17 protein-coding genes and 1 pseudogene are annotated in these 22831 nt (G+C 59.4%); 7 read left to right on the top strand and 11 right to left on the bottom strand.

The features are described 5' to 3' along the window. Window positions 1-268: 268 nt before the first annotated feature. The 4 genes and pseudogenes from HUU46_15875 to HUU46_15860 all read right to left on the bottom strand — a co-directional run bounded on the left by HUU46_15875 (window position 269) and on the right by HUU46_15860 (window position 3394). Complete coding sequence (locus HUU46_15875) at window positions 269-475, bottom strand: RHS repeat protein (GenBank protein ID NUM55122.1); 207 nt, start codon at window positions 473-475, stop codon at window positions 269-271. 43 nt (window positions 476-518) lie between these two features. Further along, window positions 519-1295: a DUF4265 domain-containing protein gene (locus HUU46_15870; GenBank protein NUM55121.1), complete on the bottom strand. Its 777-nt coding sequence runs from the start codon at window positions 1293-1295 to the stop codon at window positions 519-521. 58 nt (window positions 1296-1353) lie between these two features. After that, window positions 1354-1515: pseudogene (locus tag HUU46_15865) on the bottom strand (HNH endonuclease). A 430-nt stretch (window positions 1516-1945) separates the two neighbouring features. Continuing rightward, a complete protein-coding gene (locus HUU46_15860) occupies window positions 1946-3394 on the bottom strand; it encodes a hypothetical protein (GenBank protein NUM55120.1) in 1449 nt (482 codons plus the stop codon). Window positions 3395-3892: 498 nt separating this feature from the next. Here HUU46_15860 and HUU46_15855 point away from each other — a divergent pair, with 498 nt between their 5' ends. Beyond that, complete coding sequence (locus HUU46_15855; GenBank protein ID NUM55119.1) at window positions 3893-5503, top strand: wax ester/triacylglycerol synthase family O-acyltransferase; 1611 nt, start codon at window positions 3893-3895, stop codon at window positions 5501-5503. Between the two features lie 22 nt (window positions 5504-5525). Here the strand turns inward: HUU46_15855 and HUU46_15850 are convergent, their stop codons facing one another. From HUU46_15850 to HUU46_15830, 5 genes are all read right to left on the bottom strand, one after another. Beyond that, window positions 5526-5828, bottom strand: a complete 303-nt coding sequence (locus tag HUU46_15850; protein ID NUM55118.1) for a hypothetical protein — start codon at window positions 5826-5828, stop codon at window positions 5526-5528. A 143-nt stretch (window positions 5829-5971) separates the two neighbouring features. Continuing rightward, complete coding sequence (locus tag HUU46_15845) at window positions 5972-7096, bottom strand: SGNH/GDSL hydrolase family protein (protein NUM55117.1); 1125 nt, start codon at window positions 7094-7096, stop codon at window positions 5972-5974. After that, window positions 7093-8022, bottom strand: coding sequence for a GDP-mannose 4,6-dehydratase (locus tag HUU46_15840; protein NUM55116.1), 930 nt, complete (start codon window positions 8020-8022; stop codon window positions 7093-7095). The genes HUU46_15845 and HUU46_15840 overlap by 4 nt, the downstream gene beginning before the upstream one ends. A 6-nt stretch (window positions 8023-8028) precedes the next feature. Beyond that, on the bottom strand, window positions 8029-9336 hold the full coding sequence (locus HUU46_15835) for a UDP-glucose/GDP-mannose dehydrogenase family protein (GenBank protein ID NUM55115.1): 1308 nt from the start codon (window positions 9334-9336) through the stop codon (window positions 8029-8031). A 42-nt stretch (window positions 9337-9378) separates the two neighbouring features. Beyond that, complete coding sequence (locus HUU46_15830) at window positions 9379-12396, bottom strand: sulfatase-like hydrolase/transferase (protein ID NUM55114.1); 3018 nt, start codon at window positions 12394-12396, stop codon at window positions 9379-9381. 190 nt (window positions 12397-12586) lie between these two features. Between HUU46_15830 and HUU46_15825 the strand changes: the two genes are divergently transcribed. Then, window positions 12587-13603 (top strand): sulfotransferase, encoded by a 1017-nt coding sequence (locus HUU46_15825; GenBank protein ID NUM55113.1) that lies wholly within the window; start codon window positions 12587-12589, stop codon window positions 13601-13603. Between the two features lie 27 nt (window positions 13604-13630). On the opposite strand, the gene rfbC is transcribed toward HUU46_15825, so the two are convergent. Continuing rightward, complete coding sequence (gene rfbC, locus HUU46_15820; protein NUM55112.1) at window positions 13631-14191, bottom strand: dTDP-4-dehydrorhamnose 3,5-epimerase; 561 nt, start codon at window positions 14189-14191, stop codon at window positions 13631-13633. Window positions 14192-14411: 220 nt separating this feature from the next. On the opposite strand from rfbC, the gene HUU46_15815 reads away from it, so the two are divergent. Beyond that, window positions 14412-16298: an HAD-IIIA family hydrolase gene (locus tag HUU46_15815; protein NUM55111.1), complete on the top strand. Its 1887-nt coding sequence runs from the start codon at window positions 14412-14414 to the stop codon at window positions 16296-16298. A 61-nt stretch (window positions 16299-16359) separates the two neighbouring features. Next, window positions 16360-16926 (top strand): SIS domain-containing protein, encoded by a 567-nt coding sequence (locus HUU46_15810; GenBank protein ID NUM55110.1) that lies wholly within the window; start codon window positions 16360-16362, stop codon window positions 16924-16926. A 42-nt stretch (window positions 16927-16968) separates the two neighbouring features. Here HUU46_15810 and HUU46_15805 read toward each other — a convergent pair whose 3' ends face one another. Beyond that, window positions 16969-18285, bottom strand: coding sequence for an NAD(P)/FAD-dependent oxidoreductase (locus tag HUU46_15805; protein ID NUM55109.1), 1317 nt, complete (start codon window positions 18283-18285; stop codon window positions 16969-16971). 145 nt (window positions 18286-18430) lie between these two features. Here HUU46_15805 and HUU46_15800 point away from each other — a divergent pair, with 145 nt between their 5' ends. The 3 genes from HUU46_15800 to HUU46_15790 all read left to right on the top strand — a co-directional run bounded on the left by HUU46_15800 (window position 18431) and on the right by HUU46_15790 (window position 22831). Further along, window positions 18431-19345, top strand: coding sequence for a hypothetical protein (locus HUU46_15800; GenBank protein ID NUM55108.1), 915 nt, complete (start codon window positions 18431-18433; stop codon window positions 19343-19345). Window positions 19346-19469: 124 nt separating this feature from the next. Then, entirely contained in the window at window positions 19470-20309 is an 840-nt protein-coding gene (locus HUU46_15795; protein NUM55107.1) for an alpha/beta fold hydrolase, read from the top strand. A 191-nt stretch (window positions 20310-20500) separates the two neighbouring features. After that, window positions 20501-22831 (top strand): hypothetical protein, encoded by a 2331-nt coding sequence (locus HUU46_15790; GenBank protein ID NUM55106.1) that lies wholly within the window; start codon window positions 20501-20503, stop codon window positions 22829-22831.

Genomic DNA, 22831 nt, shown 5'->3' with positions numbered 1-22831 from the left:
GCGCCACCGGTGCAGGAGCGGAGCAGGCAATGCGCGGCGCGCCTCCGGCGGCCAGCCGGGCGCGTGCCGTCTCGAGAATCGCCGCGCGTACGCTTTGGTGTTGCCAATTACGCACCAGGTTTGCCCCAGGACAAACCAAATCCGGTCAACCCCCTGCCCACAATCGCTGCCGGCAAGGAGCGTTGTGGGACTGATTCCCCTGATTTCCCAAAATAACAGGTGAGTGTTCCTAGTTGTCCCAGCGAGTACTATGCACTACTACAAATACTTATATAGCACCAAATTCGTAGTCTGTCCCCGAATTCCCCATGTAAATACCACTGCCCGACGGCGACACGATCTTCGTCAGGTGGTTCAGCGCGTCGTATTCGTAATCCGTCTCGACCAGCAGCGCATCGGTCACCTTCGTCAGGTTCCCGTTCAGGTCGTACTCGAGCGTCGTCTCGTTCGCTTCCGCGTCAATGACCTTCGTCAGCCGCCCGCCGCCCCCACAGCCCGAACACCCGCTAGAGAATTACCTACTTCAAACGCCCAGTTTCGTATTGTAATCTTTCACTTAGCTCTTGTTGGTGTAGGTAGTCTGCAACTCGCTGCGCGAAATGCGACTGAGCACTGACTGCAAGCAAATCGGTACTCGACCATTCCATTTCACACCCCAAATCCTGGATAGCGCCCACTATTTCACTACGCGCTTTGGAACCTTTTGTTTCACCGAACCAAACACGGAAAGTGTAGTTCTGAGAAGCTATAATTATAGATTTAACTAGAAACTTTCTGTTTGTTTCTACTATGTCTCCAAGATTAATATCGTACGCATAAAATGGTATACAGCATACTTCGAAAGCATACTGTCCAACGCGCCGCGCCCATAATTCTTCCACCTCTGGCGGGGCGAAATCATCATGTACATTGACAATACACGCTAAAATTAGAAAGTCTGCGCGCTGCCCCCATATTGGATTCCTGTGAAACCTACACAGGATCTGTTCCATCTCGTTGCCATTGAAATCCTGCAATTTCACCGACGGATCAAAATGGAGAAGTGTTAAGGTATCGCCCCAACCCGTGTCGCCTTGGCATGTTACAATCGAAGATTCAGAAAGACATCGTCCAAATCTTGGATTTTTGAATAGTCGCTCCTGCAGAATATCCCACAGTTCACGCGGGTGATCTGATCTGAACAAATAGTTGACTACAGGCCTGTCGGTATCGATCTCTGTCATGCTATAGCTATACGCGCCGCCAAACTTGTCCAATGCACTACTGATTGCGTCCTTCAGGGAATCCCTGTCCATAGTATCTGCCCTGTCGGCGTGAAATTGTAGTCTGAGAGTTTTCATTATTGAATTTGCATTAGCGATGATGAGGGGGAAGTGTAACCGGTGCTGCGCGTGCCCCTTTAGAGCGATTACAGTGTTTACATGTTGACTGAGCGTTTTCTGCTGTCGCGTTTCCGCCTTTAGATCGCGGGACTACGTGATCTACTTCTTCAACGGGATCTCCGCAATATGTACAATTGGGGTCTTTTGCCTTTTGATCCCGCTTGGTTTTTTCAGAAAATGGTTTTCCGGCAGATTCACCACCTGCAGAACCTGTCTTCGGCGCGGAAAATTCAGGGACAGACTGCGATTTAAGTTCATTTCAACCGCTCTTCGCCATTCCCCGTAGCGCCGCCGTGTGGAGGCAGCTTGGGCTGAGGTTTGCGCCCGCGTTTGGGGGGCTGCTGGAGACGTCCGACGAGGCCCTCGAGTTGTGCAGGAATCTCTTTTCCACCGCAGGGCGCGGTGGTCGTCGTCGGAGCAAAACACATCGGCGCGGCGGTAGCCCCGTTGCGTGACGTGATGGGCAAACTCCGGCGCCACGATGCGTGCGACACGGCTCATGAGCGTAAGAATACCTCGGATCGGCCAGAGAGAGCACGTAGTCTGCCTGATTTCCGTAGTAGTCAATTCGTGATCCGTCCCTGAATTTCCCGTAGGTACATAAACACTCGACCGCTTGGATAGTAACTTTGTGTCGAGGGATACCAGACGGGTTCGATGACGACCTGTTGCTTCGTTGGCCACGTTCGGACGGGAATCCCTTCGAAGACGTCCCACACCCCGGTAGTACCGGCGGGGATCATGCTTGGATCCGGTTGAAAGATCAGCGGGCCGTTCGATCGCGTAAGCAAGACAAAGCCGTTGTCGTAGTAGCGAACCACGGCTGCAGGAGTTTCCACGAAACTTGCTTGGACCGGACGTCCGAGATCAAGAAAATACACGTCGTCCTCGGCTGTACCGGGGGCGTACCAATCGCTCGCGAACGCCGCCGCATTATCGAGCTTTGCAGCAACATAGCTGTAGAAGATTGCGGGCCGATCCGGACGTTCGCCAAAAAACGGCCGAGGTTGGCCCCCCACGTCAATTGACTTGCCCGTGGGCACTCGCCTTGGTTGGAGGTAGTTGATGTCGCAAATCTTGACGTGTGGGTACTTCACGGCACGTTCCCGTCGTGATGCGCTCGTTCGCTTGTAACCGTTGAGACCATCCCACGGACGATAGAATGTGTCGCGGACCAATTCGTCACCCGCATTTTGCAAATGCAAGCGAGCCTCCGTACCCCACATGAAGCTGGTGGCATTGCTTTCCGAGACATCGTAATCGATCCAGTCGTAGTAGGCCTCGGGCAGTCGGTAAGCCTGATTGCCGAAGATTTTCTTCGCCCCAATCGCCATTCTAAGTTCTCGAAGGAAGAGAACGCCGCAGTCGTCATACGTCTTATCGGGGTGTTTATCGGTCCAGCGTTTCTTGACTTCATCCGGCAATGCCCAGCTCCCTATGTAATCGAAGAAGACCCCATCATAGCGAGACTCTTCCAGGTCGCTTTTTATGGACGCGACAAAGAAACGGCGAAACTCCGGTTCGGCGTAATCAAAAAAGTACGCCGGATGAACTGCGCCTGCGCCTTGCATGGGGGTGGCCGGATTGACTAGCCATTCGGGGCGTCCGTGGATTTCGCGCAGCAGGCCGATCATCTTCGGAAAGAGGCGGTAATAGGGGTCTTGGTCCGCCGACCCTTCACGCACAAGCTCCTTTTCGTAATAACCGTTGAACCACCGATAGATAAAAAACTCGCACCCGGCCTGATGTAATTCGTCCAAGTTTGTTCCCTCGAAATTCTTGTAGCCGTTGGTCAGGCAGATACGAAAACGCTTGAGATACGCAACCCCTGCGTTCCGGTCCTTGGACGCTTCCTCGCTTGCCGGTGGATCAATGAGACCGCTATTGAAGAAGATGAATTCCCCCTTTTCCGCTGCCGGGATGTTGGCCGGATAGAACGAAACGTCACCCCAAGCACCGAGTGCGCTGCTCCAGACCGCCAACACCAGCCAAGTGAATGGGGCTGATTTCATAGCGATGCTCTCCTTCGAATTGCAGTTTTCTTGGATATTCATATAATGCGATTAGCGTTCACTCCGGGGAAAATCAAGACAATCAGAGATTATACCGGCTGACTACGAATACTCAAGTCGATGTATTTTATCCATTTACTTATTTTACGCAGCTAATTTGTCAGTCAAATAGGGGTCGTTTCGCATGCTGCGACGGACCCGAGGCCCAATTTGTCAAGAGTGTTACCCTTGTTTCGCGCGGCGGCGTTTGGCGGCGCCGGACTCCCGTGCTCGGGAGCGCCATGTCCGGCAGCGCCCGGTACCGAGAATGAAATCGCCCTCCAAAGCATCGGCGAATGCGCGGGAGTGCAACACCGTGGGCGAAGAAGTAAGCGGAGTCGCGAGCGGAGACCCCACGCCGCGCGGGACCGGCGTGTGAAGGGTCACATGTCTTGATTCGATACGTTTCAATCGGTCGTATGTTAAACTTGCAGCGGGAATTTGACTGAGGGCACGCGGATGGCCACGCCCAATCTGAAACGGCGGTTGTCGCCGATGGACGCCTTCTTCCTGTATTTGGAGCGGGAAGAGGAGCCCATGAACGTCGGGTTCGTGGCGCAGTTCGAGGGGAAGATCTCGCCCAAGCAATTCCGCTCGCACATCGAATCGCGGCTCCATCTAATTCCACGCTACCTCCAACGCGTAGTTCCAGCGCCGCTCAATGTCGGCCTGCCGACCTGGGAATTCGATCCCGGCTTCGATATCGGCAACCACATTCACTACATCAAATGCGACCCGCCAGGCGACGATGATGCGTTGCGCCGCACCTCCGAGCGACTGTTCCGCGGCACGCTCGACCGCGGCAAGCCGCTGTGGGAGATTTACGTCATCCACGGGATGAAGGGCAACCGCACGGGGATGGTGACGAAAATCCACCATTGCATGGTGGACGGAATTGCGGGCGTCGCGCTGATGTACGTCATCTTCGACGCGTGGCCGAAGCCCGAAAAGGTTAAAAAGCAGAAGTACAATCCCGCGCCGATTCCCAATCAGGCGCAGTTGTTGTACGACGCGTTGTGGGACAACGCGATCGATGCGCTGGACCATTGGGCGCGGTTCCAAAAAGGACTCGCGGACTACGCGCGCGGCTTTACGTCGTCGCAAACGCTGGACGCGGTGAAGGAATTCGCCGCGTCGATGCGGGACTTCTTGTCGCCGGCAAAGCGGATGCCGTTCAACAAGGCGTTTTCCGGCGAGCGCAAATTCGCGTTCGCGGACTTTTCGTTCGCGGAGGCACGGGCGATTCGCGCGGCGTGCGGCGGCACATTGAACGACGTCGCGCTCACGGTATTGAGCGGCGCGTGCCAGCGCTACGCGTTGATGCACGGGGAGAAACTGCGCAAGCGTTACCTGCGCGTGCTGGTGCCGGTGAATATCCGCACCGAAGACGAGCGCGGGGCGATGGGCAACCGGATATCGTTTCTGCCGGTCGAGATTCCCCTCGAAGTGAAGGACCACATCGAGCGCCTGCGCATCATCAACGAAACGACGCAGGAACTGAAGCAGTCTCGCGTGAGCGAGGCCGTGGGGCTGATGTTCAATGCGTTGCAGGGCGCGCCGGCGCCGTTGCAGGCCTTGGCACTCGGCAGCGCCGCACGGCCCACGGTGCAGCAGGCGTTGGGGATGGTCTGGCAGGTGCCGCCGATGCACCTAATCTGCACGAACGTGCCGGGACCGCAGATTCCCCTGTATTCGGTGGGCAAACGGTTGTTGAACTACTACGGACTGCTGCCGATCGCGCTCGAGATGGGAATCAGTTGCGGGATCACCAGCTACGATCAGCGGCTGTTTATTTCCTTCATCGCGGACGGCAATGCGGCGCCGGACGTCGACAAGCTGATGGACTTCATGCGCGAGTGCTTCATCGAACTGCGCGCTGCCGCGGAAGTGAAGGAGCGGCACGTCGTCGAGCTGGCGCACGCCATCCGCGCGCAGGAGGCGGAAATGGCGCGGGGCAACGGCCACGACAATGGCAACGGCGCGGTGAAGCGGCGCGTTCGGAAACCCAAAGCGGACACGCCCAAAGCGATTGCGGTCGCCCCAGCCGACACGGCGGCGAGCGTCAACTGACCGCGGCGCCGCCGCGCGCCCGCTATGTCTCCCTGCCCGCAGACTCCGCTTCGAGGCGCGCGAAGTATTTCGACAAGAGGTCGAAGCTCTTATCGACGGTCTTCGAAAAATCCTTCAGCGAGTGGCGCAACGTGCGCTGCCATTCCTCGACGAGTTTCTGGCCTTCCTTGGGCATCCACTTCGCGCTGGCGACGGCATGGCGAATCGCCTTCTCCGATTGGTCGTTCAGCGAGGTTAGAAGCAATGCCGCGTTCCCGAACGTCGCCCGCTCGAATTCAACCAGGTTGCCGGCGAACTTCGCGGCGCGCGCCGCGGTCGGTTCCATTGGTACGCGCGGCGCCTCCCGCTTCGTTCGCGAAGCGCTGGTCTTCCGCGCAGTCCTGGGCCTCGTTCGCGCAGCACGCTTCTGTCGCGGCGATCCTTCCGGATTCACACTCGCCATCTGCTGTGATTCTTTCTCTTCAACCACTAGCGTCGTCCTCCTCCGCCGGGACCGTCCCGTCTCGATGACCCTCTCATGCGGGAACGTGGCGCGGCTGACTCGCGTTCCGCATCGGGCGCCTGCCCGACTTGTTCCACGGCTGCCAGCGTTTCGGGGGCGGTCGAATCGTATATCGCTACGGCCAGCGCCGCGCCGACCTTGCGGTGACCATCCGGAGACAAGTGGATGCCGTCGACGAAGTCACTGTCGTGAAAGATAACGTCGCGCGAAAGATCGACGAAAGGCACGTTCGCTGCCCGGAAATCGGATACGTGATCGCGCATCGCCTCATACCGAATTCGGCTCATATTGGATGGGAGCAACGCTACCAGCGTTCGTGTTGTACCGCGCAACGCCTCCGCAAACTCGACAATGGCCGTCACGTTCGCCCGTTCCGGCGATCCATAGTACTCGTCAATTCGCCACTGCTGGCGTGGTGGTCGAAGCCAATCCAGGTCGAACCGCCGCGCCGCCGCGATACGCGCAATCTGTACGCTCTCCACGAAAGCCGACGACGGCGGCTGCTCGGGGAATCCGACGTCTTCGCTCGTGAGTTGGGCGACGGGCGGGCGTTCAAAGTCTCGCGGTATGACGCAAAATACGACCAAGTCGGGATTGAGTCCGGTGAGATAGCGCTCGTACAAGCGCGCCATCTGCGTCGTGGAATAGCCGTTTACACCGGCGTTGATTACCTCGGTATTGCCAAGCTTTCGTTCCGCGATTGACGTGAATAGTTCGTCTTGTCGGACGTAGATGCCGCCCCACGTGACCGAGTCACCGAGGCAAACCACGCGCTGTTTCGCGGGGTCGCGTGTGTCGAGCGGCCGCGCGTCGCGCACACCGAAAGAATTAATGACGATTGGGTTGCCGATAAAGGATGACTTCTGGTTGGGCTTGATCCGGTAGCCGAGATCGGGGTTGCGCTCGTATAGGACAGGGTTCGCTACGCCCAGAATCCGGAGTATCAACTCGAGAATCGCGAAACTCAGCGCAATTACGATTAGGCCGTTGCGTACCGCCGTGAATACCGCGCGCGCTTTCTCCGTGGGGTGCGCGGCCGCCCGCTCGGCGCCGGCCGGCGGTGATTCGGGCTCCGCGCGCACGGTGCTCATGGCGCGTTTCGCCAGTAACCCAAAAGGTCGTCGAGCACCCGCTCGAACGGCAGTTCCGGAGTCCACCCTGTTTGGGCCTTGAGCTTCTCGTACGAACCTGAGATTTCCGGTACATCCACGGGCCGCATACGGGTCGCATCCTGTTTCACTTCGATGGGCACGGTCGCGCGCGCGAGCAAGGTCTCGAGCGCGGCGCGAATCGTGCGCCCTATGCCTGAGCACACATTGTACACCTCTCCCGGCCTTCCCGTGAGCGCCGCGAGTTCGTAGGCGCGAATTACGTCGTCGACGTGCAGGAAGTCACGCGCGGCATCGATATTGCCGACGTGCAGCACCGGCGGCTGTTCGCCGCGTTCGATTCGCGCGACCTGCCGCGCGAAGTTGGACAGCACGAAGTGATCGGACTGCCCCGCGCCGGAATGGTTGAACGGACGCATGCGCACGACGTTTGCCCTGTTCGCCCGGTAGGCATATTCGCAATAGAAATCGGCCGCGGCCTTGGAAATCGCGTACGGCTCGCGGGGAACGAGCGGATGGTCTTCCGTGACGGGGACGGACCGGGGCGCGCCGTATACCGCGGCGCTTCCGACGAAGACGAAGCGGGCGCGCGGATGAATCACGCGCGTGCATTCCAGCAGGTTAATCGTGCCCTGCACGTTCACCTGCATCGTCGCCCCGGGATCGGCGGAGGACGACGGGACGAACGTGACTGCCGCAAGGTGGAATACGTGACTCAGCCCATCGGTGCGCGAGATGAGCTTGCGCACCTGTGCCATGTCGGTTATCTCGCACGCGAACCGGTTGGGGCCTTCGGGCTGCCCGGGCATTACCGCTTCCCGGACGTGCCACTCTCGGCCGCGAAGGTATTTCGCGAGGATACCCCCCACGAACCCGTTCGCGCCGGTTATGAGAGCTACGCGCGGCATCGTCGACTAAACCGCAGCGCGCCCGATGCTGAAATACCGGAAGCCATTTTGAGCGAGAACCTTCGTCGTGTAAAGATTGCGTCCGTCAAAAATGACGCGCTCGCGCATGAGTTTCGCCATGCGTTCGTAATCGGGCCGGCGGAATTCGTTCCACTCGGTGCAGATGACAAGGCCGTCGGCGCCTTCGAGCGCCGCATAGCTCTTCTGGGCGATTTCGATCCGGTCGCCGTAGTGGCGCCGCAACGACTGGTCCGCAACCGGATCGTGGACGACGACCTTCGCGCCTGCGGCCAGCAGCGCATCGATAACGCGCAGCGCGGGGCCGCCGCGAAGATCGTCGGTTTTCGGTTTGAAGCTTGCTCCCCAGATGGCGATGTGCTTCTTCGCGATGTCGGCGCCGTAGTAATCGAGGATTCGCTTTACGAACGCATCTTGCTGCGATTCGTTCACGGCGTGCACCGCATCCAGGAGCGGGCTTGGAATACCGCGGTTTGCGGCGAGGTGCGCGCAGGCCTGTACGTCCTTGGGAAGGCAGGAACCGCCAAAGCCCACGCCCGGAAACAAGTAGGACGGGCCGACGCGCGAGTCGGCGGCGAGGCCCTCGCGCACTTCCGCGATGTCCGCGCCGTACGCTTCGCACAGGCGCGCAAACTCGTTCATGAAGGAAATGCGTGTCGCGAGCATCGTGTTGACCGCGTACTTCGCCATCTCCGCGCTGCGGATGCTCATCGTCAGCAACGGCTTTCCCGTGCGAAGGAACGGCGCATAGAGCTCGCGCATGATTTCCGCGACGCGCACGTCCTCGCATCCGACGATGATGCGGTCCGGGCGCATGAAGTCGTCGACCGCCGCGCCCTGACGCAGGAACTCGGGGTTGACGACCACGTCATACGGGTGTTCCGTGAGGCTTTTGAGCGCGAAGCGAATTGCCTCCGTCGTTCCGACCGGACAGGTGCTCTTGTTGACGATGATGCGGTAGCCCGTCATGGCTTTGCCGACGCTTTGCACCGCGGCGAACACCGCGGACGTGTCCGCTTCGCCAGCGTCGCCGGCGGGTGTTCCGACGCAGATGAACACCAGCAAGACATCGCTGACGGCCGCCGCTGCGTCGGTCGTAAACTTGAGGCGTTCCTCCTCGACGTTTCGCGCGACGAGCTCTTCGAGGCCGGGTTCGTAGAACGGGAGCTTGTTCGCGTTGAGGCCGTCGATGAGTTCGCGATTGGTGTCAACGCAGGTGACATAGTGGCCGGTTTCGGCGAGGCCCGTGCCGACGACAAGACCGACATGTCCGGTACCAATTACTGCAATACGCAAAGGACGATTTCTCCAGTGATCTTCTGATGCGTCAGGGCGATGTTACGGGCCCGTGTATCCCAATGCTTTTAGGGCTTCCTCCTGCTCTGCGCTTATTGCATACTCCGGCTTCTGGGCGTTCTCCGCGGCGTATTTCCGCATGGCCTCGAGCGTTTCGCCAAGCTTCTGTTCCTCGGCGTCGCCGGAACCGGCGAGGTTCTTCTGCTCGCCGGGATCGTTTGCCACGTTATACAGTTCGACCGGCGGAAACTTGCGCTTATTCTCGTTGGAATGAATGAGCTTGTACAGCGGGGTGCGGAGGGCGCGCAGTTCGATGCCCTCGAAATTGAGGTGCGAATAGATGTAACCGCCGGAGACATCCCGGAAGTCCGCCGAGATTTCTTTCGCAAACAGCGGCTCGCCCTGCATCTTCGCGTCAGCAATCCGCTTTGGATCGGCGTTTGCCATTTGAAGGATTGTCGGGCCTACGTCAACGTGGCGTGCCAGAAACTTGGATTCCGCGCCGGCCAACTGGTTTTTCGGCAGTTTAAACATCAACGGCACGCCAATTTGTTCGTCGTATAGGCTCAGGCCATGCCACCAGCCGCCGTGTTCATGGAATTCCTCGCCGTGATCTGCGGTGAACACGATGAGCGAATCGTCGTAGAGGCCGCGCTGCTTGAGTCCCTCGATCAGATCGCCAATGTATTTGTCACAGTATTCGATCTCGCCGATGTATGCGCTTTGCAGTTTCTCCTTCCACTCGACCGGATCGATGTCGGTGCCCATGCGGACGCGCGCATAGCCGACACCCGGCTGCGTACGGTCCATGTATGGGTCGTGCGGGTCCATGTAATGCAGGAAGAGGAAAAACGGCGCGTCTTTCGGGCGCTGCTCCCCGTCCAGCCACTCGGTGGCGGTCTTGGTGACCACCTCCGCCGGTTGATAAAAGTCCCTGATGTTAATCTTGCCGCCGGTCAGCTTGCCGACGACTTTCGACCAGACCTGGCGGACGACTTTGTACAGGACCATCTTCTCCGCAGACTGGTTCGCAAACAGGACGTAGCGCGGCCGGAGGTAGTCGTACTCGACGTATCCCTGCCCGTAGTTGTACGTGTCGGCGATATTGGGGTTGTTGCAGTACCCCTGCGTGTAGTAGCCGACGTCGCGCAGGACCTCCGGGAACGTTACGGTCTCGTCGGAAAGCATCGCGCTTTTCTCGTACGCGCCGTGTGTTTCCGGATACTTGCCTGAAAAAATGGTCGCGAACGACGCCTTTGTCCACGACGACTGCGCGTAGCAATCGGTGAAGAGTACGGAGTCCTTCCGCAGGGCGTCAATCGCGGGCGTGATTGCGCGGGCCGATGCGTCGTACGCCTTGAGATAATCCGCGCGCAGCGTGTCCACCGCGATGAATATAATGTTTGGACCGTTCGCACCGGCGACGGGGGCGAAGTCCGTCGCCTTCGCGTCAGTCTTGTTGATGCTCGCTACGGCAAGGCCGAGGAACAAGAAGGCCGCATATCCGGCGGCGGTGGCGCTGATTGCAGTGCGCCTGCTCGATTTCGTGAAGGCCACTACCAGAAAACCAACGATGCAGAAGCCAATACCTAGCGCGAGCGCCGCGCCGCCCAGCATCGCCAGCTGCTTCGCCGAGAGCATATGTTCCGCGTTGACATCTTGAAAGAAGCGGAACCCACCGACGATAAGAGTTGCCGCAGCAACACTGCCGCCGAGGCAAAGACCGAAGACGGACTGTGACTTCAGGAACCGATCCAGCACGAGTGCAATAAACGTCAATCCTGCGGCAATGCCGAGTCCGACGCCGATGAAGCACATGCCGTAGACGAGCGGGCCCCACCAATAGGCAACGGCTTCCTTCAGGTTTGCGGCGTTGCTGATGAGCCAGCCCGCTTCGGCAAATCCCGCGAGGCAACCCGCGAACACGCCGCCCGCAATTCCGGCCAATACATAGTTCGCCAGCTTGTTCCGATAGCCGGATATTTCGTCGTGCGAGAGTTCGAGAAGCGTCTCCTCACCGGCGGCGCTCAGGCGCAGTTCCGCCAGTTTGGCCTGGACCTGCGCGGCCGTCGGGCGCGAACGGAATGCGAGAATCGGCAATCCGATCAGGTACGGCGTCACGTCGCCCACCCACCAGCCGAGGTGAAAGAAGGTCAACGCCGCTGCGGCGCCGGATTGTCCGCCAAGCAGGGCGACACCGACAATCTCGCGCGCGCCGAGTCCCCCCACCGTCGGCGCCAACACCGTCGAGTAGATGACCAGGGGGCTTGCGAACAACACGTCGAAGATGCTGGTGTGCTCGGTCCGAATCGCCATCATCGTGCAGAAGTACATAAGCGCGGTAGCCGCGTGGACGATGAAGCCGAAGAATACCGCCAGCAAGAGGTCAGAGCGTTTGCCGCTGTATGCCGTGATGGACGCGCCAAGCTTGTTGACCTTGGTTCGAATGAATCCGGGAGTGGGAAGGGCCATCACGACAATTTGGATCACGCGCGGGTTGAGCAGCGTAATGAAGGACACGGCAACGAACCCGCCGAGCACGATCAAAGTGGCGGCAAGCATCGGAATGCTGAAGCTGAGTAACTTGAAGCCCATTGGAAAAGTAACGAACACGAGAAATGTAAGCGCGATGAAGCCGATGAGTTTTTCGATTGCGATCACCGTCGTGCACTTGATGACTTCGCCGGTGTAAAGCGCGGAGTCGTAAAGCCGGTAGCCGTCGAGACCGATCGTGCCGGGCAGGAAGATTCCGAACGTTCGGCCGATAAACCAGCTTCCGACCATGTACCAGAAGGGAATGTGAAGGCCCTGACCACGCAATAAGATTCGCCAGCGCAGCACGCCGCAGAGCATGCCCGTCACGCGGACGAGTACGGCGGCAGTCAGCCAAAAAGCAAGGCTCGGCGCGCCTGCATCGCGGACCTCCGCGAGCATGTCGCCGGGTGTTACGCGTTGGAACTTGTCGGCGGGCAACCCGAACCAATCGGGGAAGAAAAGCAGTGCAAATAATCCGGCCGCGATCGATGCCTTGACGACGAATAGAACTAACTTCTTGGCCATGTGCGAGATAACGCCCCTTACTATCGTAATGGTCAGCAAGTCACCCGGTGGAACAAGCCGGATTCTAACACGCTGGGAATAAACGGGCAAACGAATGAGCGCGCCTTTTCCGTATCGGCGTGGAGTTGCGAGGGGGGCGACGCATCGTTAGAGTACCCGAATTCATCCGCGGACTTGAGAAGGAATCGTGATGTCTGTCCAGATGCTCTTTGTCATTAGCTCTCCCCGCTCAGGCAGCACCATGCTCGAGCGGATGCTCGAATCGCACTCCATGATCAAAGGCGGACCGGAACCGCATCTCTTGACGCCGCTTGCGCACCTCGGCGTGTGGGGGAAGGTGGACAAGGCGCCGTACGATCACGTGCTCGCCGCGGAATCGCAAAAACTCTTTGTCGACGGGCTGCCGAACAAGGAACAGGATTACTGGGACGCGTGCCGCGCGTACTGTGACGTGTTGTACGGACGGTTCATGGAGGGCAGCGGGAAGTCCGTCTGCCTTGACAAGACTCCCGCGTACGGGTTGATCCTGCCGTTCATGATGAAGGTGTTTCCCGACGCGAAATACGTGGCCTTGACTCGGCACCCGCTGGCTACGTTTTCGTCCTACGCGAATTCGTTCTTTGACGGGGACTACCAGGCCGCGCAGAACTACAATCCTATCCTGAATCGATACGTTCCAGCGATGGCCTCGTTCCTGCGGCAGACACAGGTGCCGTTTATTCATGTCCGGTACGAAGACTTGGTGAAGGACCCCGAAGTGTGGATGGAAAGAATCTATGCGCACATTGGCGTGCCGTTCGAGAAAGAAACGATTGACTATGGAGAACGCGGCAACGCGGAGCGTAGCAATCAAGGACTTGGCGACCCGATTGGCGTCAAACAGCATTCGCGTCCGACCACCACGTCGGTCAAGAAGTGGGTCGAAGACCTCGCCACAGACCCCGCCAAGGAAAAGCTGATGCGCGACGTCATCGCGCAGTTGGATCCCGAAGACATCAAGACCTGCGGGTATCCGCCGGAATCGATCTGGAAACCGCTCGACGAATTCGGCGGCAAACCGGTCCAGCGCAAGAAGGCCCCACTGGACCGCTATCGGTTGCAGCGCAAGATGATCGTGAAGCTGCGCGCGCAGGCGCAAAAGGGCGGCATGTTTCGAAAGGCGCTCAAAAAGATACAGTTGGTATGCGACGTGCTGCTCAGAGAATGATTGCGGCGACGGGACGCGAAGAAGGCGTCAGGCGTCGTACCTGAAGTTGTATTCCGCTTGATCCAACGTCGGCGCCGCGGCGTCCTTCGGAGAAATGGTCGTCGGGGCGATCGGCCATTCGATGGCGACAGCAGGATCGTTATACACGAGGGAACGTTCGGCGTCACGGTTCCAGGGACCGGTGCACTTGTAGAACAGGAGCGAGTCGTCCTCGAGCGCGATAAAGCCGTGGGCAAACCCCGCCGGAATCCACAAGGCCACGCCTGATCCGCCGCGCAGTTCCTGGCTGACCCACTTTCCAAACGTGGGCGAACCCTTCCTCAAATCGACCGCGACATCGAAGATTGCTCCCGCAAGCGCATACACAAGTTTGCCCTGCGCGTGCGGTTCGATCTGATAGTGCAGGCCGCGAAGTGTGCCCTTCGATGACTTGCTGAGGTTGTCTTGAACGAACGCCGAAGGCAACCCCGCCTCGGCAAACTTGTTTGCTACAAACAACTCGGTGAAGTATCCGCGTTCGTCTCCAAACACCGGGGATTCAACAATGACGACGCCGTCAATTGCGGTCGGAACTACCTTGACCGGCATGACACCTCCTACCATATCGCGTCGGACCTGAAGGCGGGAGTGTAAGAGATGCGGTGGGCGCGTGCAACTTGCCGGTGGATGCGTGTCACGGGCGCTCAGCCGTCCACGAACGAATTCGGCCTTCCGGCGAATGTTGCGCCGGTTTACGTGCTGGGGTACCCTACCCGTTTATCCATTGGGGATTTTTTGTGCGAAATTCGGCATTGAGAGAGGCGCGGCCGTGATTACAAACGCGGTCATTGCCGCAGGCGGTTTCGGCACGCGCATTCGGTCGGTGACGGGCGACTCGCTGCCGAAGGCGCTGCTGCCGGTCGCGGGCGAACCGATCGTGTTCCGGCAGTTGCGCTTACTGAAAAGGTACGGCGTCGAACACGTCGTGGTGCTCGCCGGCCATTTGGCGGACACGCTGCGCGCCTCGGTCGAACCGGAAGCGAAGCATCTTGGCCTCGCCCTCGAGTTTGTTGTCGAAGCGACGCCATTGGGGACCGGTGGCGGCCTTCATGCCTTGCGTGACTGTTTTGGCAAGGACCATTTTCTATTTCTTTGCGGCGACATCGCGCTGGATATGGACCTGGAACGGCTCGTCGATGAGCACATGGAATCGGCCGCGGCCGCGACAATCGTCGCGCATCCAAACGATCATCCGCACGATTCGGACTTGATTGCTACGGAAGAGGACGGGCGCGTGATTGCGATCATGCCGCGCGGCTTGCGTCCACCGGGTTTCTACCGCAATCTCGTGTTCGGTTCGGTGTACTGCCTGTCTCCGCGCGTGTTCGATTACGTACGCCCGAACGAAAAGCAGGACCTGAACAACGACATCTTCCCGCGCATGATTTGCGCGGGGGACCGCGTGTGCGCGTACAACACGCCCGAGTACCTGCGCGACGTGGGGACGGCCGAACGCCTTACGATGGTCGAGAAGGACATCGCCAGCGGCTACATGGAATCGCTGCATTACTCGCGAAAACGCCCCGCGGTCTTCTTCGATCGCGACGGCGTGCTCAATGTCGAACTGGGCGGCCGCGGCATTACGCATATCGACGAACTCGAACTGATACCCGGCGCGGCGGGCGCCGTGCGCGCGGTCAACAATGCGGGCATGCTGGCGGTCGTCATCACGAACCAGTCCCAGGTGGCGAAGGGCTTCATTACCCCGAAGTATCTGGAGCGGATTTTCGCCAAGTTGGAAACGCTGCTTGGAGAAGAGGGCGCGAAACTCGATCGGATTTATTACTGTCCGCACCATCCCGAACAGGGGTTCCCCGGCGAAGTGCCCGAACTCAAGATCGCGTGCGCATGCCGGAAGCCTAAGCCGGGGATGTTGCTGCGCGCCGCGCGAGAACTGCCGATCGATTTGCCAAACTCGTGCTTCATCGGCGATACGCAGCGCGACGTCGTCGCGGCACACCGCGCGGGGGTTGCGGCGTACGGCGTTCGGACCGGGAAAGCGTGCCGCGACTGCACGGGCGGCATTCAGCCCGTGCTGATGTTCAACGATGTGCGCGAGGCCGCGCTGTTCGCCGTGCGCAATCTGCCGGAAGCGGAGTTCTGTGTCGACGAGATAAACCAGCGCATGGGCGCGACGCAGCAGCGCCCGTTGACCGTGGCGATATGCGGCCCGCAGGCCGCGGGAAAGACCACGTTGGCGCACGGGATCGCGCGCGCGTTGCGTAAACGCGGCGTTCTTGTTAATCACATTTGCGCGGACGATCTGCGCCGCTATCACGGCGGCGAGGGCGCGGTCGTCGCTGACGTCGACGCGTACCAGGCGCTGTTCGAATCGTTCGCGCAGGGCGAACCGCACGCGACGACCGCAGACGGCCGGCCAGTCGAGGCGGACGCGGCGGTCAACGTATTCGAGGGGATATTCGCGTGCGTGCCGGAACTGCGGCCTAATATCGACTACGCAATTTACGTCGACGCGCACACCTTCGTACTGGAAGACCGTCTCGCGATGATCGGCCATTGGATGGGCATGCGGCTGAACGACGTCGAAGACCTCCTGAACAAGGCCCGGGCCGGCGAGTGGGCCGCTGCCCGGCAACAAATCGATTTCGCCGACGCAACCGTGCGTATCTCGCAATTGGTTTCGGCGATTGAATAGTGACCGTGTGTCGGCCAGACCGGATCGACCCACATAACTGTCGAGTTGAAGGAAAATGAACATGACGCATACGCAATACGTTTCGGATTATCTCGCGGGCTTGGTCAACGTATTGGAGAACCTAGACCGCGGCCAGATCGCCAATTTCATCGGACTGCTCGATCGCGCGCGCGACGAGGGCCGGCAGATATTTATCTTCGGCAACGGCGGGTCGGGCGCGAATGCCTCGCACATCACCGGCGACTTGGTAAAGGGCGCGAGCTACAAGCGCGAGAAGCGTTTCAAAATGATGTGCCTCAACGACAACGACGCGGCGGTCCTTGCGTACGCCAACGACGTGGGCTACGACGATGTGTTCGTCGAGCAGTTAAAAAACTTCTTGAATCCGGGCGACGTCGTCATCGGAATCTCCGGCAGCGGCAATTCGATTAATATTCTGCGCGCGATGGAATACGCCAACGGACGCGGCGCGGAGACCGTCGGTTTCTGCGGCTATCCGGGCGGAAAGCTCGAGTCAGCGGCCAAGCATGTCGTCCACGCGAACATCCACGACATGCAGTTTGCCGAAGACGTCCACCTCATCGTGGGCCACATTGCGATGAAAGCGCTCGGCGGCGCCTGCTACTAGTAGTCGGCGCCAGACCCCGGCTGCGCTAGACCGCGACCAGCACTACGCCTCCGGTTTCCGCCCTGCCGATTCGTGCTTTGCTTCATACCGCTGCCGTCCGCCGGTTATCAGGCGCGCGGCGCGGTTCCACGTAAGGTAACACCACGCCCACTGCATGAACACGAGGACACGATTCTGGAATTGGACAAGGTGCATCAGGTGTACAAACAGCCACATGAGCCACGCGACAATTCCCGACAGGTGAAACTTGCCAAACGTCGCGACCGCGGCGCCACGCCCTATCGTCGCCATACTGCCAAGGTCCCGGTAGTGAAACGGTTCCGTGTTCTGGCCGGCAAGTCGCCGCTCGATCATCTTCGCGGCGTGGCGTCCCTGCTGCACGGCGACTTGTGCGACGCCGGGCAGCGGCCTTCCGTTTTGGTGCGAGTAACACGCCATGTCCCCAATGACGTAGATGTTTGGATGCCCTTTTATCGATAGGTCTGGCTCGACGACGATGCGTCCGGCGCGGTCGGTTTCCGCGCCCGTCGCGTCCGCAAGTGAGCGGGCGAGTTTCGTCGCGCCAACCCCGGCTGCCCAGAGAACGGTCATCGTCTTGATGGTTCTGACCGCGTCCCCCTGCTGCACCTCGACCTCCTCGCGGGTGATCGCGGTCACCTTCGTTCCGGTCATCACTTTCACGCCCAAATGTTCCAGCGCGAGTTGCGCCTCGCGAGACAAGTCCGGCGGGAACGGCGGAAGCACGCGGTCAGCATGCTCAATCAGGATCACTTCCGCGTCCGCTGGGCTAACGCGGCGAAAATCGTGTGACAGTGTGTACATGGCGATTTCTTTGATTGCGCCCGCCATCTCCACGCCCGTGGGCCCCGCGCCAACGATAACGAACGTGAGAAGCCGCTTTATCAGTTCCGGGTCCGACTCGCGCTCCGCCAACTCAAACGCGAGCAGAATCCGCCGCCGGATTTCGGTCGCCTCTTCGATGGTCTTCAATCCCGGCGCAAGACGCTCCCATGCGTCGTTTCCAAAATACGAGTGGCCTACACCCGCCGCGACGATGAGGCTGTCGTACGAAAGGCTCCCTTCGCGGTAGATCAACTTCCCGTTGGCGACGTCGAAATCCTCGGCTTCGATCAACAGAACGTTCAGGTTTCGCTGCCGCTTAAGGATTGATCGTAGTGGCGTCGCGATGTTGGCGGGCGACAGCGCCCCTGTCGCCACTTGGTAGAGCAGCGGTTGGAACAGATGAAAGTTGCGCTTATCCACCAGCGTCACCTTCACCGGCGACCATCGCAGGCAACGGGCAGCGTGCAATCCGCCGAAGCCTCCGCCGACAATCACAACGTGATGTGGGGCTAACAACCGTGTGTTCCTCCGTCCGCGTTAACGTGGGTTCCGCCGAATTGTGCACCGAACCGCTCTCAAAGTTCACCCACGTACTGTCAAGCGTGACGAGAATGCGGCCAAAGCGTAGAATTCACCGGACGACGAACTGAGGGAGACCACCATGCGCACCATCGCGATTGCGGTATTGTCTATCGCCGCGGCGTCCACGGCGGGCGCGGGCACCTACTACGTGCCGTTCGATTTGCCCGACCAGGTGTTGCCGTTCGACGTGTTCGGCAATCCCCCGGCAACGGTCCTTGCACCGGCGGGGGTATACCAGGGGACATCCGACGATACCGTCATGGAAATCGCCGGCGGAAACCTCGTCGCGAGCGACCCGACGGGCGGCAACGTGGGGGAGTACAGCGCGTTGGCCTTGGTCGCCGGGCCGCCGGACAACCAGTTCACCGGCGGCGCCATTGTGCGCGCTACAATCCTGGGCGCAACGTTGGAGGCCGTGCGCGACGGTCTCCTGCCGGGCGTCGCGGTTGGCATCACGCTCGTGGATACCGCAGACAATACATATTTCCTCGCCGCGATCAATCGGACGACCGCGGGTACTGACTACTTCGACAACGCCGTTCTTGGCGGGCTGGTGAACGAAAACCTCCTAACGCCGGGTACCGGGTATTTTGCCGTATGGCAGGCGGGCCCGGGCGTGACATCCGCCGTCGTTGCGGTCACGCCGATTTCCGCTGGCGCGCTGCCCGATACCGAACTCCGCGTCGATTTCGATGCGTCCGCGGTGGCGGACTTCGCGGTGAATGGCATCGCACTCCAGTCCGGGCACGCCCTCGATGCCCAGCCCGATCGGGCCGGAATTGTGGTCATGTCATGGGGAAGGCCCACCGGAAACCCGTCGTATTCCGGCGTTACGTTTGGCAGCTTGCGCGCCGACGGCGATGAAGTTCCAGATGGTGGCGATCCGGTGCCCGTGCCGGCTTCACGCGCCGGATTCGTTGTTGCCATGGCGGCTGCCATTGCGTGTGCCGGACTGGTGCGAATGAAAAGATCACATACGCGTTCTTCTATTTAGCCCCCGGAAACTAGCATTCTGCGAAAATTGACCCTTGACATTAAGTGCTATAATCACCATAGAATCACGTTAGACGGCGGTTAGATCGGGGTCTCGGGGTTAGACGCCGTCCCGGGCAGGAGTCATGCCGCAGAAGAAGCAGTTGCTCGTCAAAGACCATGTCCCGATGCATTTACCCATCTGGCGGGAATCGCTGATGGGGGTGGATTACGTTCGACTGAAGTCGTCTCTTGTGTACTATGGAATTGGTACTCCAAAGGGAGACGGTTCCGCGGTCGTCATGGTCCCCGGTTTCCTCGCGATTGACGTCTATCTCATCGAACTGTACGCGTGGCTGTGGAGATTGGGTTACAAGCCCTACATGTCCCACATCGGTCAGAATGCCGAATGCCCCAACATTCTCATCGACCACCTGATGGAAACCGTCGATCGGGCGTACCTGAAAACCGGGAAGCGCGTCCACCTCATCGGACACAGCCTCGGCGGGGTCCTGTCGCGCAGCGCGGCCGTCCTCCATCCCGATCGGATAGCGACGGTGATCACATTGGGTTCGCCGATTCGCGGCGTACGTGTGCATCCATGGGTGCTCGGCTCGGCGGAACGGGTGAGGCAGAAGATCTACAACCGCCGCCACCTATTTCCGCCGCACAAGCCCCACGACCACCAGTGCTACACGTCCCGATGCATGTGCGGGTTCTCCTGTACGTGGCGCGAAGGTTTCCCCGATACCGTCCGCCAAGCCGCCGTGTATACCAGGACCGACGGCATCGTCGACTGGAAGGTCTGCATCAACGACGATCCGAAGACCAACTTCGAGGTCTGCGGCACGCATTGCGGCCTCGCGTGGAACCCCGAGGTCTACCGGATCATCGCCGAACAACTGGCCCTCCCACCCCTCCGCAAACGCAAAGCCCGCACCAACGGCGCTCGGCGCTCGCGCAAACCGTTGGCGAAAACCGCCTGACTCGACCTCTCATTCGGCCCCGCCTTGGCGAAACGGATAATCGCAAGCTAACCGGTGCGCCACCGTAGCATTGTTGCTAAATATAGGCAGCGGATGTACGATTAGGTTCGGCATTCGCAAGGTTGTCCGGCGACATTGGGCTGGTCGTTCTGTGCACAGTTCCGGAAATTGCACGGGGGAGGTGGGCCTGTATGCCGTATCGCGCCATATCCGTCCAGGCCGTGAGACTCGCGTTTTGGTCATTACTCGTTCTCGCCCCAGCCCTGTCCGCGCAGGAGAAATACGCGGATTCCCCGGACGGCGTTTGGCTGGATTTGTCCCACGCCGACATTCAAAGCATTCCCGACAAATCCGATGACCTAAAGACGATTGTGCGGCCCACAGCTTACCGCGACGTTTGGTTGGACGAAGAGGCTTTGGCCGGCGCGCTGAGCGCAGCGCCGCTCGAAGTCATAGGAGACCACAACTTCGCGGCGAAAAGCGGCGCAACACTTTGGCTCCCGATGCCCGATGGCAGCAACGTCGAATTCGCTGTGGTCGAGTCGCCAATTATGGAGCCGGAATTGGCGGAGGAATACCCCGACATCAAAACGTACTCCGGCAGATCGTTGGACGGCAGAGACCTATTCGTCCGTCTTGACCGCACGCCGAAAGGGTTTCACGCAATCGTGTTGGGGACAAGCCCGGTTTACATCGACCCCTACCGGCAGGAAGGCGTTTACGTTACGTATTATGCAAGCGATTATCCCGCAGATGAAAACGCACTCGCGTGCGCAGTCGAAGGCTCGGATGACGTCGACGAAGCGAAAGGCGGGGGCGGGCTGGCGCTTCACGGTGACACGCTGCGAAACTTCCGACTTGCGGTTGCGTGCACCGGCGAATATGCAAACTTTCACGGCGCGACGACCCCGGAAACCAAGGGCAGCGCCGTGGCCGCCATCGCAACGACCGTCAATCGCGTTAACGGTATTTACGAGAGCGAACTGGCGATCCGCTTAACGCTAATCGGACAGAACAGCCAACTGGTCTATATCGATCCGGCGACCGACCCGTTTACCGGCACGAGTTCGGACGCGCTGATCGCAGACTCCCAATCCGCCATCAACAGCACGATCGTATCGACGAATTATGACATCGGGCATACGCTAGCGACGACAGGCGGCGGGCTTGCCGAACTGGGATGCGTTTGCAACGACAACAAGAAGGCGATGGGCGTTACCGGTATTGACACGCCGATCGGCGATCCGTTTGATATAGATTACGTTGCGCACGAGATAGGCCACCAGTTCGGCGCCAACCACCCGTTCAACAGCAAGAAGGGGAAGTGCAAAGGGCAGCGCGTCGCGTCAAGGGCCTACGAACGCGGCTCCGGATCAACCATCATGTCCTACGCTGGCATTTGCCCGAAGCCCAGCGGCGGCGACAACATCGAGTTGCATTCCGATCCGTTCTTCCATTCCGAGAGTCTGCGCGAGATACAGGCATTCGTCGCCGCGAAGACGACGTGCCAAACCAGTTCTGCGACGGGAAACCTCGGGCCGATAGTCGATGCCGGCGCGGATTATTCGATCCCCAAGAAGACCGCATTTGTGCTTACTGCAACAGCGGACGATGCCGAAGGCGATCCCGTTTCGTACTCTTGGGAGGAGCGCGACCTGGGTCCGGTCCAGGCCATTACCGATCCAGACAACGGCAAGAGCCCGCTGTTCCGCTGCTTCCCACCCAAATTAGATCCGTGGCGGATGTTCCCTGAGTTGCTGCTCGTTCTGGGCGGAAACGCCAACTACAACGACTTCTATGAACTGCTCCCTTCGCAATCCCGCACGATGAAGTTTTGGGTGGTCGCACGAGACGGCCGCGGTGGTTTTGGAAGTGACGAGACCCAAATCCGAGTCGTATCTACCGCCGGGCCGTTCAAAGTTACGTATCCGAATACTCCTGTCGTCATAACAGGTGGCGCCAAGAAAAAGGTGAAATGGGATGTAGCCGGCACTAACCTCTCGCCGATCAGTACCGCCAACGTGCGTATACTTCTCTCGATCGACGGCGGCGTGACCTTTCCAACCGTCCTCAAAGGCTCCACACCCAACGACGGCTCGGAAAAGGTGAAGTTCCCGAAAACCGGCACGCTGACGGCGCGCGTGAAGGTCGAAGCGGTCAACAACATCTTCTTCGACATTTCGGACAGGGATTTCGGAATCGACGGCGGGTTCAGCATCATTGGTACCTGGAATGATAGCGGTTCAATCCAGACGGCGCCGTCTCGCTACACATTCCACGACGCCACGACATTGACGTGGTGCTTCAATCCGCCCGATTACACGAACTGTCCCTATGTCAACTACCCATACACGTTCGAGCAAGTGGACGATTCGGAGCACCCGTGGGCGTTAACCATTCCTTCCTCCGGGGTGTTTTATTTTGAAATCATCGACAATAACACGATGAACAAGTACATCCGTCTGGGGGTCTATCCTGACCATTTTGACGTGGCTGCGGGCACGCTTACGCGGCAACCATAG

The sequence above is a fragment of the Candidatus Hydrogenedentota bacterium genome, from assembly GCA_013359265.1.
Taxonomy (GTDB): domain Bacteria; phylum Hydrogenedentota; class Hydrogenedentia; order Hydrogenedentales; family SLHB01; genus JABWCD01.
The sequence above is the reverse complement of the archived record's forward strand: the minus strand, read 5'-3'. Positions and strand labels throughout refer to the sequence as shown.

Bases quoted from the DNA above. Each gene is read 5' to 3' on its own strand.
- HUU46_15870 (NUM55121.1), bottom strand. From the start codon at position 1,295: ATGGACAGGGATTCCCTGAAGGACGCAATCAGTAGTGCATTGGACAAG.
- HUU46_15860 (NUM55120.1), bottom strand. From the start codon at position 3,394: ATGAAATCAGCCCCATTCACTTGGCTGGTGTTGGCGGTCTGGAGCAGC.
- HUU46_15855 (NUM55119.1), top strand. From the start codon at position 3,893: ATGGCCACGCCCAATCTGAAACGGCGGTTGTCGCCGATGGACGCCTTC.
- HUU46_15850 (NUM55118.1), bottom strand. From the start codon at position 5,828: ATGGAACCGACCGCGGCGCGCGCCGCGAAGTTCGCCGGCAACCTGGTT.
- HUU46_15845 (NUM55117.1), bottom strand. From the start codon at position 7,096: ATGAGCACCGTGCGCGCGGAGCCCGAATCACCGCCGGCCGGCGCCGAG.
- HUU46_15840 (NUM55116.1), bottom strand. From the start codon at position 8,022: ATGCCGCGCGTAGCTCTCATAACCGGCGCGAACGGGTTCGTGGGGGGT.
- HUU46_15830 (NUM55114.1), bottom strand. From the start codon at position 12,396: ATGGCCAAGAAGTTAGTTCTATTCGTCGTCAAGGCATCGATCGCGGCC.
- HUU46_15825 (NUM55113.1), top strand. From the start codon at position 12,587: ATGTCTGTCCAGATGCTCTTTGTCATTAGCTCTCCCCGCTCAGGCAGC.
- rfbC (NUM55112.1), bottom strand. From the start codon at position 14,191: ATGCCGGTCAAGGTAGTTCCGACCGCAATTGACGGCGTCGTCATTGTT.
- HUU46_15810 (NUM55110.1), top strand. From the start codon at position 16,360: ATGACGCATACGCAATACGTTTCGGATTATCTCGCGGGCTTGGTCAAC.
- HUU46_15800 (NUM55108.1), top strand. From the start codon at position 18,431: ATGCGCACCATCGCGATTGCGGTATTGTCTATCGCCGCGGCGTCCACG.
- HUU46_15795 (NUM55107.1), top strand. From the start codon at position 19,470: ATGCCGCAGAAGAAGCAGTTGCTCGTCAAAGACCATGTCCCGATGCAT.
- HUU46_15790 (NUM55106.1), top strand. From the start codon at position 20,501: ATGCCGTATCGCGCCATATCCGTCCAGGCCGTGAGACTCGCGTTTTGG.